Source organism: Jeotgalibacillus malaysiensis, from assembly GCF_044789845.1.
Classification (GTDB): Bacteria; Bacillota; Bacilli; order Bacillales; family Jeotgalibacillaceae; genus Jeotgalibacillus; species Jeotgalibacillus malaysiensis_A.
In genome coordinates, this window is record NZ_CP085252.1 from 3,279,381 (window position 1) to 3,290,898 (window position 11,518).

Sequence of the window (11,518 nt, forward strand, 5' to 3'; positions counted from 1 at the left end):
TTACCCACTCACCTTTCTCGCATGCCTATAGGATTGAGTTAAGTGCCCTTTATCCATTGTGTATACTAAATCACAATTTTCTATTGTTGATAATCTGTGAGCAATAATTACCATTGTTTTATCGCCTTTAAGAGAGTCTATTGCTTTCATAATGTCTTTTTCTGTTTCGTTATCAAGCGCTGAAGTGGCTTCATCCATAAATAGTATTTCAGGGTCATGATACAGTGCTCTGGCAATCCCAATTCTCTGTCTTTGTCCACCGGAAAGTCTAACCCCTCTTTCCCCAACAGATGTATCTAGACCTTCTGGTAGTTGTTGAACAAATTCCTTTAATTGAGCTTTCTCAAGTGCATTCCAAACCAGTTCATCACGTACATCTTCTTCACCTATCCCAAAAGCCACATTCGCCTTTATTGTGTCATCTGAAAGAAAAATAGATTGTGGAATATATCCGATATTTCTTTGCCAATTTGAGAGCTGTTGTTTGAGCAACTGTCCATTCACTAATACTTCACCTTTGAATGGTTCTAATAACCCTAACATCATATCCACAATTGTTGTCTTTCCAGCGCCAGAAGCACCAATCAGCGCTACTGATTGACCTTTTTCTACATTTAATGAAACACTATGAATCGTTGGAGCTGATTGACCTGGATAAGAATAGTAGACATTCTTCAGAGTAATGTTTTCAAATGTACTTTTGTATAAAGATTCAATTTTGTTATCCTTTGACTTTGTATCATCATTAGCAGTATATAAATCTTCGTATATTGCATCTAATGCTGGCTGGCTATATCTAATCGCCGTAATCAATGCAACAACTCTGGTGATTGATGGCATTAATCTAAATGCTGCCATTGCAAATAAAGCCATAACAGATACTAATTCAGTTGTATTTTTACCTTGAAAAACTATAATCAAAAGCGTAACTAATACGACAGTAACTAACATACTCTCTATAAACAATCTTGGGACTTGTTCTAGCACCTTCATATAACGGCTATTTCTGGCTTTCACTAAACTATGTTGGCGATATTTTTCAACGAAAAAGCCCTCACGACCTGAAACTTTAACATCTTTGGCTGCTCCTAACCCTTGATTGATCCATTTGATTAAACTTCCATTGGTATATTGCTGTTCTTTACCTATGTTTGTAATTTTTTGTCTAAAAATCATTTGAAATAAAAACATACTTCCTCCCAGCAAGAAAATAGATGCAATTGTTGCCACTGGAGAAGTATAAAGTAATAATGCCAGAATACATACGATAACTAACACTTCAGTTGCTAGCTGTAAAGAAGAAAGCAGGATTCCTTGAAGTACTTTTGGAACCTCTTCATTTACATTTCTCAATAAAACAGATGTATTTCGCTGCAAGTGAAATGTATAAGGTTTAATTAGATAATTTCGAAACAGCTTTTTAGATAACTTGACCTGAAAATTTAAAACCATTTTAAATTGAAAGTATTGATAAAATAAAAGGTATATATTTTTCCCGAAGAATACAACCAACATAAATAAAACTGCTGCTAACATAAATTGTTCATAATTCTCAAACCCTATCTGATTGTAAAGATTATTTAAAATTGCGTTTTCAGATAAGATAGTAGGATCTGTAATAATACCTATCAAAGGAACAATTAATCCAATCCCTAATGTTTCAAAAAATGCAGCAATAACCATCATGACCATCAGTATATAAAATTTCTTTTTTTCACTTTCTGAAAAAAGATTTTTAACTTTCCAAAGAGATTGCATCATTACTAATTCAACTCCTTTGACTTCCAAGTATATTTATATTGGTATAAATAAAAAATAACCATAGGCATTAGAGAAACTGCATAACCTACAGTAATATCTTTAGAGTCCAATTCTTTTCTCAAAAAAGGATTTCTGATAATTTTGCTCATATTAGAACTTATTAGTTCCATATAGGAACTATTTCTTGCTCGCTCCCTGGCTATATCCGTTATCATATTCTTTAGCGCGTAAAAAAAGACCTTACTGAGCATAGGTCTTAAGTCCGCATGATGATTACTAAAATATTTGTCTGTTTCAATATAATTTATTACTACATCAAAGCGCTTCTCGGAAAATGTAGACCTTGTAATACTCCCATCTCTTTTATGATAAAGATATAAATAATAAGGGGAAAGAGCAATCTTGTCAGCTTTGTCAATTAATTTGTACATGATAGCCGCATCTTCATATATCCTACCTTCTGGAAATCTAATATGTTGAAATAACTCTTTTTTGAATAATTTATTACAGACGTTATATCTAATATCGTTTGTTTGATAAAGCCTGCGCAGCGCGCTATGTCCTCCATCTATAATAAGTTTATTACCTTTTTTTGATCCGATTTTTTCTTCTTCATATGTTATCTTACATATACCTATATCCGCACCACTATTTTCAATTTCTTTAATGAGTATATAGTACATATCCAAACTTACCCAATCGTCACTATCAACAAAGCCAATCCATCTTCCACTTGCACGCTCTATGCCTGAATTTCGCGCGCCTGCTACACCTCTGTTTTTTTGATTAATTAAAATCACACGTGAATCAGACTGAACATAAGCTTCACATAATTCCTTTGAGCGGTCTGTAGAACCATCATTCACCAATATAATTTCTATATTAGAATACTTTTGATTAAGTAATGAATCCACACATTTATTAAGTAATTTCTCTTGATTGAATACTGGTACAATTACACTGATTTTATCCAACAGACACACCTCTTCTTTCATTATTAATAGCATTAACATGCTCTAAGAGAGCAAAATAAAGTTCTTTTTCACTAAATTTAATAATTGAAGTTGGATAATTATATTCCTTTAACTGTTCTTTAATGCCGTTAAATTCTGTAGCAATGATTCTCTTTTTAAATATTTTCGCCTCATCAATCGTCATACAGCACCCTTCGTATATCGAAGGCTGAACATACAGATCACATTCTTTCATGTAGGGGTAAGGATTTATTTTAGCGCCTAGTAATTTGACATCGATATTTAAGGATAAATTAGTGATTGTATTCTTATAGTTAGCCATTTCAGGACCATCACCAATTAAATACCATTTAATTTTTAGATCAATATTTTCTAACAGGCGTTTCAACACAGGAAATATTAAGTGCTGACCTTTTTCATGACTCAGTCTTCCAACAGTCAATATTCGGATACCAGTAAACTCATCTTCGAACCCACGGTTATTGCTTAAATGAAGAAGTGAATTCTCTGAAGTCTTATTTTTCCATACACCGACTTTATTTACGAGCTCTGGAAAAGCCTTTTGGATTTTTTGTTTTCCTTCTTCAGATACAGTAAATACACGATCAAATTTAGGATAGAGGTTCTTAACAATTGATTGACTAAAACCGATTTTCTCTATATCAAAATGGATCCATTGATACTTTCTTTTTGCATTTATACATTTTGCAACATAATATGTGATTAGATCCATCGGGCCTGCATAAGCGATAGATATGTCATACCTTTCATCAATTTCTTCTAGAAAACTTTTATAAAAATCAAGCATGATCTCATCTTTTCCACTCACTCTTTTACGTAGATACGCTATAAAGTAATTGATTAAGTCATACATATTCCGAACTTTTAGTAACCGTCTGCTATTTTTTTTAAAATTGCTTTTAAGATAGGGCTTTATTTGTTTATATCCTTCAATTGCTCGAATTTTTACATACGGAGGGACATGACTTAATAACTCACCCTTGTTTTCAAGCAATAATAATGTGATATCATACTTTGCTGGAGATAAATCACTTATAAAGTTAATGAGTGATTTCTCAGTTCCCCCTAAGTTCATATTGATAGCCATGATGATTAGCTTTTTCTTTGGCATGGTGCCCCTCCTTTCTCTCAAATTAATTGATAAAACTTTGAAATCTCTTCTTTGTTACCTTTTTTCTCTTGAATCAAGTATTGCTTAATATTGTTGTACATGTCCTGATTGTTAAGCATCTTTAAAATACCCTCTGCAATTGAATATTCATTCATATCTACGACGATTCCATTTTTCCCTTGTATCATCTGGTCATAAACTGCATCAAATTCGGTTGTTACAACAGGAACATTCAACATTCTCGCTTCTGCAATTGCCAGCCCGAATCCTTCGAAACGAGATGTTTGTACATATAGGTTTGAAGCTTTAATAAATGGATATGGATTTGAATAAACACCTAGTAATTTAAAATGCTCCTCTAAACCATAAGATTTAATTTGTTCTTTAATTTCTTCCTCAAGAGGACCTTTCCCAAGCGCATACCACCTAAAATGCAATCCACGATCCTTCAATATTCTGCATGTCTTTAAAGCAAGATCGTATCCTTTTTGACTTGCAAGCCTTCCAATTGTGAGCAATCGGATTCCGTCAAATTGGTCCTGAAACGAATAACCTTGGTCAGCCATCTTATTAATAAAGTCAGGATTATTAATATCGTATATAAGTGTCATTTTTTCTTCGAATTCAGGATAGTTTTTCATAAAAATTGTTTTCGCCGACTCTGAAACGGCAACAATTTTATCAAATGTTGAATAATATTTCTTTTGAAAAGAATGTTCTTTATCTCTTAATACATAAGAAACATTCACCCAGGCCAGTTTTTTCTTTGCTTTCACTTTTTCTGCAGTATAGAAAGTAGGTACTCCTTGAGCATATGCAATTGCCACGTCATACTCATCTGGCAAGACATCTATAACATTCCTGACACTTTGCCAATAAAGACGTGCCTTTTTAATATTTCCGGCTTTTTGATATCTAAGTTTAAGAGAATAATTAATTCTAGCTTGAACAAGCTTTACTGCTTTTTTACTTCGAATGCTTTTCAGACTTTCTTTTAAAGGCCTTGAAGCATGAGTAGAGTAGTCTAATGGAGGTAAAACTTTTACTTCATCAGGAACAAGCTCCTCTAACTCATTCCCATGTGAAAAAAGCATAAGATCAACCTCATACTTCGTATAATCCAACAGGCCAAGTAAAGTCACAAGACTTTTTTCAGCCCCCGCGCAGGCCAATGAATCAATTGTAAAAAGTAATTTCTTTTTCATTTGGACGGCCTCCATTAAGTTGAAATTTTCACCTTATTTTTAACGATAGTAGTAGAAACATTCGCCGTATACGGAAAATAAACAACCTCAACCCCAAGCTCATGAAACATTCTCTCTGTCTTCGTAAAAAGGTTACTGCCCTTCCAGTCATCTCCTACAAACATGGCATCAAATCTGAGTTCCTGCCAGGCGGCTACTTTATCCCGTGATACCTGTGGGACGACTTCATCTACATATTTGATGCTTCCCACAATTGCTACCCGGTCTTCAAAGCCGATCACAGGCGTTTTCTTTTTGTATTGCTTTACGAGTTCATCAGTGCTGACACCGACGATTAAATAATCGCACTGCTCTTTCGCTTTTCTCAAAATATTTAAGTGTCCCACGTGAAACAGATCAAATACCCCTGTTGTATATCCAATGCTATATGGCTTCATTCCATTCGCTCCTTTTTGCCCGAAAGCAGATATTTTCGATGTGTTCGTACACTTGTCTGGCTGCGGTTCCATCATCGTAGGATCCGACACTGTCAGTGAATTGCTGTACCTTTTTTCTGTATTGATTTTGATCAAACTCCTGAAGCAGTCCGAGTAAATCTTCTGCTTTTTTAAAGATCGGAAACGGCAGCTCTTCAGGTGTGAAATATAATCCCCTGTCGTCCTTTTTATACGTTTCAAGATCCGGAACGAAGAGAAAGCATGGTTTTTTCGTGATCATATAATCAAACATGAGTGAAGAATAATCAGTTATACATATATCTGCTACTGTGAGCAGCTCCTGAATATCCGGATAAGCTGTAGCATCTATAACGTCTTTGCCAGAAAGGATGTCCTTAGAGTACTGGATCAAATGTGGATGCAGCCTGACCAGAATCGTCCACTTTTCACCCGTTTTCTGCTCAAGAATATGCTGAATCATTGAAAAATCGAGCTTATAATCATTGGCTTTGAACATTTTTCTGAAGGTCGGTGCATAAAGTAAAAGCTTTGCTTCACTGCTTGTGCCTATTTGCAGTTTAATTTCTTTCTTTTTCAAGTCGTTTCGCTGCAATAGCATGTCATTTCTCGGCATACCAGACTCAAGAATGTCACCTTTATACCAGAATGCCCGCCTGATTGTTTCAGTGCTGAACCTGCTGCCTGAGAGAATCAGATCTGTATGCTTTGAATCTCTTTTCGCCATTTTCACGTAGCTTGCAGGCAGTGCAGCTTCTGCATCTTTTTCGACCTTTTTCAGTCTCAATGAGCTGTGCCACGTCTGAATGTAGTGCTGACCTTCCCGCTTAATAAAGTAATCAGGTAAACGGTAATTCGTAATAATGACCTTTGAGGTAGCAAGCATTCTCAACGTTTTAAATGAAAACAGCCGGACTTTTTTAATTCTTGGCGGCAGTATAAATTCAGTTGTTTTTGATACACCCCACACCAGATCGAATCGCTGAAAACGGTCATTTTTGATGAAGTAGTCGCTGATATATTTGGGGTTGCAGCCATATTGCTGACCGTAATAGCTCATAAAAAAAATCCGATTTTGTTTAATCGGATAGAGACGCAATGCATATAAAACTAATTTAATTGCTACATGTTTCAGATTCACTCCGTCACCCCCTTTTGATTTTAACGCGTTCAAGGCGCGCAGGTGCTGGCAGCAGCTTTGCCCTTCTCAGACTCTTTCTGACTAATAAGAACCCGAGATTCAGGGAAGGATGTCTGTAAAAGAACTTGAGCTGTTTTGCTAGCACAGGTTCATCTTCAACAGATATTTCGAATTTTTGATAACCTTCTTTTACGCTTTTCTCCAATTTTTTTCTGTGTACACCCTGCTGATCTTTTTCCCTATTAAAATACAGCAGCTGGTGATGCAGCAGTGTCGCTCTTAAAATCTCTTTATTAGACAAAGGAATGAGTTCAGGAAAATCTGTGGTAATCATTTGGTGCCGCTCTTTTAACCCTTTAATAAAATCAAGGTTTCTTGGTGAGTAGTCTGCTGTAATACTTGTCTCTCTTTGTAAATAGTAAAACAGCGGCTCTGCATCGAGCACCACGCGTTCAGCTTTTTTCATGACGAGATAGGCCCATAAAACGTCTTCAAACAATCTGCCTTCCTGAAATGGTATATCTTTGATAAGCTCAGTTTTATAAAGCTTTCCCCAGGCAAAGTTTTTTAGCTTCTGATTGATAATAAGTGCTTCAATTGCCTGCTCCCGACTCAGCAAAAGGGGACGGTCATCAGCCTGTTGATAACGATAATCTACCAGCTGCTCATGCTCATATGCATAATAAAAATTTGACTGGACAAGATCTGCCTTGTATTTCTGTGCAAGCCATACTAGCTTTTCAATCGCAAACTGCTCAAGCCAGTCATCACTGTCCAAGTAGACTGTGTACTCACCCGCCGCATACTGAATACCTGTATTTCTTGCCCCGGAAAGTCCTTTATTCTCCTGATGAATCACTTGGATTCTGCTATCCTGCTTTGCATACTGATCTGCGATGTCCCCGCTCCGGTCTGGTGAGCCATCATCTACAATAATGATTTGAAGATGAGGGTAAGTCTGCTCCAGAATACTGTCCAGACATTTCCGGAGATACTGCTCAACTTTGTAGACCGGAACAACAATACTGACGGTAACCGGCTGCTTCATTGCTGTTCCTCCTATACGAGCTGATACAGTTTTTCAAGTTCAGCTGCATTATGATAATTACTGTTTTGGCAATTTTGACTAAGCTGTTTTCTCTTTTCGGGCTGCTGGTATAAAGAAATAATGGCTTTAACCAGGCCTTCCTCAGACTGCTCACAGATCACACCATCATATCCATCCTGCACCTGGCTGACTGCTGTCGGGTAATTTGTTATAATGACCGGCTTTCCAAGAATCTGTGCTTCTCCCACGGTGACTGCTTTTCCTTCATACCGTGAAGGCTGAATGTAGAGATCTGCTTTTCTCATATAAGGATAAGGATTGATTTTCTTTCCAAGTAAAATGAATGAAGCCTCAAGCCCTTTTTCCTTAATTAGCACCCGGATCATCTCTTCATCTCCACCGTAGCCAACGATGTACCATTTGATATCACTAAACCCCTGTTGGTGCAGGCTATGCAGTACTTTAACTGCCCGATCGATTCCCTTGGCATGTGACAGCCTCGCAACTGTTACAAGACTGAAGCCCGGCTGTATTTCCGGTGCTTCTTCATTTGCTAATGATTTCACCATTTCAGGAGATGTGATGTTTTCGATCATTTTGACTTTATCTGTGAGCTCAGGATAAATCCGGCCAAATGCTTTTGCGCACTCTTCAGAAATCGCAATGATTGACTGGTAAGATGACCAAACCTTTAAGTCTTCTTTTTTATCAGTTGTGATAGATGAAAAGTCTGTGTGAATCCAGGCGATTTTTATATTCGCCTGCACTTTATCTGCTACAAAGTTGTGTGGCCACAGGTAACTGATTGCAACATCATAGGTTTGTTCCAGTGCCGGTAAAAATGGAGTGCTGTATTTCCACATATACTGCATTTGCCGGACACCTTTTTCATCCCCCTTAGAAAAAGAGGCCCGGAGTTTGGCAAATGTCCTTGCCACCGCAAGCTTTAGCTGTCCATTTGCAGCCGTTTCTTTAATCGACATCCTGAAGGTTCGGTAAAACCGGTTCTCTTCAAGAAGTGTGACTGATTCAGGCAGCATCGTTAAAAACTCACCCTGATGACGGTACAGAAGGAGATCTACTTGAAAGCGGCTGTAATCCAGCTTTTCAAGGAGGCTGATCAGGCTTCTTTCTACTCCCCCAATTTCAAGATCATACGTAGCGATTAACAGCTTTTTCATGGCGGGTCTCCTTTCTTTGATAGATATTAAGTAGCTGATCAAGAGCTTGCTCAACACTATAGCGTTCGTTGATAAATGCCTGTTCAATGTCCGCTTTGCTGACCTGGGCTGCCTCCGAATGAAGCACTTCTTCAATCCAGCGCTTCTCATCTGACAGCGAAACCGTAGAGAGTAAACCAAGCTTTAAATCCGCTTCAGGCTGCACCGCTTCTGACACAATACACCTTTTACCCGCTGCCTGCGCTTCAAGTAATACAAGTCCCAGTCCCTCATATATAGACGGAAATGCAAATACATCGAACACCTGAAAGACACTTTCCATATCTTCTCTCAGACCAAGAAAAATAATATCTTTTGCATCCTCTGATTGCAGAACCTGATTTTCAAGTTCTGCTCTTAGATCTCCGTCACCGACAAGCAGTAATTTTGCATTCGGATTTCTCTTTTTTATTTCAGGAAAAAGTTTAATCAGAAATTGCTGATTTTTAGCTGGAATAAACCTGCCTGCATGTCCAACCACAAAGCTCTGTTCAAGTCCGAGCTCTTTTCGCAGCTCAGCTCTTTCAGCTTCATTCTTAAGAAAACCTTCCCATTGGATAGCATTTGGTAAAAATAAAAAAGACGCTTCTTTGCCAAACAGATATACTGCCGCCGCTCTACTGCAGGCCAGTCTTTCTGTTGATAGCATAAGAATCGTTTTTCTCATTGCATGCATGTAAGTTTTTCTGACGAATGTATCTGCGTGATCCATTGTGGTATGTGCATGGGCAATTCTATTAGTCACTCCTGCCATTTTCGCAGCAGCAAGTGCAATACCGCATTGAAATAATGTATGTGCATGAACTGCCTCATAGGGTCCGTTATGGTTGATTGCCCTTATATGTTCAGTCAGCGACCCCGGATGAGTGACCTGGATAATCCGGCCTCCCATAGCCTGAATTTCTTCATCATACACGGCCTGACTTTTGCTGTATGAGACGAAATCAAATTGCCACTTTGTTTTGTCGAGCTTTCTGTAAAGATTCATGAGCATTGTTTCAGTCCCGCCTCTGTTCATCGCCCCCGTCACATGAAGTATTCTTTTCACTGCAACCCCTTCTTCCGCTTCAGGATTCCGTTCCATTCCGATGCTCATTTTTCCATTTAATGAATTCAAGGATCATGCGATATTCTTCAAGCTGTCTTTTATTAATTCCCTGACTTTCCAGCTCACTGATGAATTCATTCCACTCTTTGTTTCCCTGGCGCTCTTCTGTGACATTTAACAGCCTCTTCATATCTACTTCGAGTACATTGGCGATCTTTTCAATCACCTGAATAGAGGGATTCTGCTTCAGGTTACGCTCAATATTACTGAGATAGGATTTGGATACGCCTGCTCTGTCAGCAAGCTCTGATAACGTTAAACCTTTTTCACGTCTGATTTTATAAATGTTTTCACCTATCATCATCGCTCCCTCGTCTCTTATAATTTAAAGAACTTTCTTATTCAATACAGCAAATTGAGCTGTATGTCTGATGACTTCAATCACGCGATGCTGATCCTCCAGTTGAAGGCTTGATCCTGATGGCAGGCAGACACCCCTTTTGAACAAATCTGCTGCAATATCTTCCCCTTCGCGATGAGGATAATAAGCGGCATCCTTGAAAAGCGGCTGGAGATGAAGCGGCTTCCATACTCTTCTTGATTCGATCTGTTCAGCGTCTAAGGCATGAATCAGATCATCGGGTACGAGACTGCTCTCCCTTTTAATTGTGAAAGCTGTCAGCCACCGGTTAGACCTTGTTCCCTGTAATTCGGGCATCATCACCAGATCATGCAATTCCTTTAAAGCCTGCTCATAACGCTGATAAACTGCTCTTCTTGCCGCAACCCTTTCATCCAATACTTTCAGCTGCGCACGCCCAACGCCTGCTAACACATTGCTCATCCGGTAGTTATAGCCTTTTAATGAATGCTGGTAGTAAGGTGCAGGATCCTTTGCCTGTGTAGCAAAAAATCTTGCCCGCTCGATCGCAATTTCATTATTTGAAACGATCATTCCTCCACCTGACGTAGTAATGATCTTATTACCATTGAAGGAGTAGACACCGAATGCCCCATGTGTCCCGCTTGCTTTTAATTCATACATCGATCCGAGTGACTCAGCTGCATCCTCTATGATTGGTACTTCATATTGATCTGCAATCTGCTTTAATGCATTCATTTTTGCCGGTTGTCCGTATAAATGAACAATGATAATCGCCTTTGGCAGCCTGTTGAGCTGAGCTGCTTCTTTCAGGGCTCTTTCAAGCGCTTCAGGTGACATGTTCCACGTGTCCGGTTCTGAATCAATAAAAACAGGTATAGCTCCCTGATATAAAATCGGGTTAGCACTTGCAACGAATGTCAGTGATGAACAAAAAACAATGTCATCTTTTCCGACACCGAGCAGTTCAAGCGCCAGGTGAATCGCTGCCGTACCTGACTGAACAGCAAGCGCTGCTTTTACACCGACATGCTCCGCTACCTCTTTTTCAAATGCATCTACATTCGGTCCAAGTGGTGCGATCCAGTTCGTGCGGAACGCTTCTTCTATATAAGCTTCTTCCTGACCAGTCATATGCGGTGGTGATAAGAA

The 11,518-nt window shown here is 38.5% G+C and carries 11 protein-coding genes; all 11 read right to left on the minus strand.

Annotation, left to right across the window (positions count from 1 at the left end):
* Genes LG330_RS17015 through LG330_RS17065 form a run of 11 tightly spaced genes read right to left on the minus strand, consistent with a single transcriptional unit; the run spans position 1 to position 11,500 of the window.
* Positions 1-1,761, minus strand: a complete 1,761-nt coding sequence (locus LG330_RS17015) for an ABC transporter ATP-binding protein (protein ID WP_404405965.1) — start codon at positions 1,759-1,761, stop codon at positions 1-3.
* Between the two features lie 2 nt (positions 1,762-1,763).
* Positions 1,764-2,735 (minus strand): glycosyltransferase family 2 protein, encoded by a 972-nt coding sequence (locus tag LG330_RS17020; RefSeq protein WP_404405967.1) that lies wholly within the window; start codon positions 2,733-2,735, stop codon positions 1,764-1,766.
* The gene (locus tag LG330_RS17025; RefSeq protein ID WP_404405969.1) at positions 2,728-3,867 is read right to left on the minus strand and encodes a glycosyltransferase; all 1,140 of its coding nucleotides are present in this window, start codon (positions 3,865-3,867) and stop codon (positions 2,728-2,730) included. Before LG330_RS17025 ends, LG330_RS17020 begins: the two co-directional genes overlap by 8 nt.
* A 17-nt stretch (positions 3,868-3,884) precedes the next feature.
* Positions 3,885-5,072, minus strand: coding sequence for a glycosyltransferase (locus tag LG330_RS17030; protein WP_404405971.1), 1,188 nt, complete (start codon positions 5,070-5,072; stop codon positions 3,885-3,887).
* 14 nt (positions 5,073-5,086) lie between these two features.
* Positions 5,087-5,509 (minus strand): adenylyltransferase/cytidyltransferase family protein, encoded by a 423-nt coding sequence (locus LG330_RS17035; RefSeq protein ID WP_404405973.1) that lies wholly within the window; start codon positions 5,507-5,509, stop codon positions 5,087-5,089.
* Positions 5,496-6,668, minus strand: coding sequence for a CDP-glycerol glycerophosphotransferase family protein (locus LG330_RS17040; RefSeq protein ID WP_404405975.1), 1,173 nt, complete (start codon positions 6,666-6,668; stop codon positions 5,496-5,498). Before LG330_RS17040 ends, LG330_RS17035 begins: the two co-directional genes overlap by 14 nt.
* A 4-nt stretch (positions 6,669-6,672) precedes the next feature.
* Positions 6,673-7,716 (minus strand): glycosyltransferase family 2 protein, encoded by a 1,044-nt coding sequence (locus tag LG330_RS17045; RefSeq protein WP_404405977.1) that lies wholly within the window; start codon positions 7,714-7,716, stop codon positions 6,673-6,675.
* An 11-nt stretch (positions 7,717-7,727) separates the two neighbouring features.
* On the minus strand, positions 7,728-8,897 hold the full coding sequence (locus LG330_RS17050) for a glycosyltransferase (RefSeq protein WP_404405979.1): 1,170 nt from the start codon (positions 8,895-8,897) through the stop codon (positions 7,728-7,730).
* Positions 8,869-10,020 carry a glycosyltransferase family 1 protein gene (locus tag LG330_RS17055; protein ID WP_404405981.1) on the minus strand — a complete coding sequence of 384 codons (1,152 nt, stop codon included), beginning with the start codon at positions 10,018-10,020 and terminating at the stop codon, positions 8,869-8,871. Before LG330_RS17055 ends, LG330_RS17050 begins: the two co-directional genes overlap by 29 nt.
* Positions 10,004-10,348, minus strand: a complete 345-nt coding sequence (locus LG330_RS17060; protein WP_404405983.1) for a helix-turn-helix domain-containing protein — start codon at positions 10,346-10,348, stop codon at positions 10,004-10,006. Before LG330_RS17060 ends, LG330_RS17055 begins: the two co-directional genes overlap by 17 nt.
* A gap of 21 nt (positions 10,349-10,369) precedes the next feature.
* The gene (locus tag LG330_RS17065; protein ID WP_404409654.1) at positions 10,370-11,500 is read right to left on the minus strand and encodes a DegT/DnrJ/EryC1/StrS family aminotransferase; all 1,131 of its coding nucleotides are present in this window, start codon (positions 11,498-11,500) and stop codon (positions 10,370-10,372) included.
* Positions 11,501-11,518 lie beyond the last annotated feature (18 nt).

Bases quoted from the DNA above. Each gene is read 5' to 3' on its own strand.
- LG330_RS17025 (WP_404405969.1), bottom strand. From the start codon at position 3,867: ATGCCAAAGAAAAAGCTAATCATCATGGCTATCAATATGAACTTAGGG.
- LG330_RS17050 (WP_404405979.1), bottom strand. From the start codon at position 8,897: ATGAAAAAGCTGTTAATCGCTACGTATGATCTTGAAATTGGGGGAGTA.
- LG330_RS17060 (WP_404405983.1), bottom strand. From the start codon at position 10,348: ATGATGATAGGTGAAAACATTTATAAAATCAGACGTGAAAAAGGTTTA.
- LG330_RS17035 (WP_404405973.1), bottom strand. From the start codon at position 5,509: ATGAAGCCATATAGCATTGGATATACAACAGGGGTATTTGATCTGTTT.
- LG330_RS17055 (WP_404405981.1), bottom strand. From the start codon at position 10,020: ATGGAACGGAATCCTGAAGCGGAAGAAGGGGTTGCAGTGAAAAGAATA.
- LG330_RS17045 (WP_404405977.1), bottom strand. From the start codon at position 7,716: ATGAAGCAGCCGGTTACCGTCAGTATTGTTGTTCCGGTCTACAAAGTT.
- LG330_RS17015 (WP_404405965.1), bottom strand. From the start codon at position 1,761: ATGATGCAATCTCTTTGGAAAGTTAAAAATCTTTTTTCAGAAAGTGAA.
- LG330_RS17065 (WP_404409654.1), bottom strand. From the start codon at position 11,500: ATGACTGGTCAGGAAGAAGCTTATATAGAAGAAGCGTTCCGCACGAAC.
- LG330_RS17030 (WP_404405971.1), bottom strand. From the start codon at position 5,072: ATGAAAAAGAAATTACTTTTTACAATTGATTCATTGGCCTGCGCGGGG.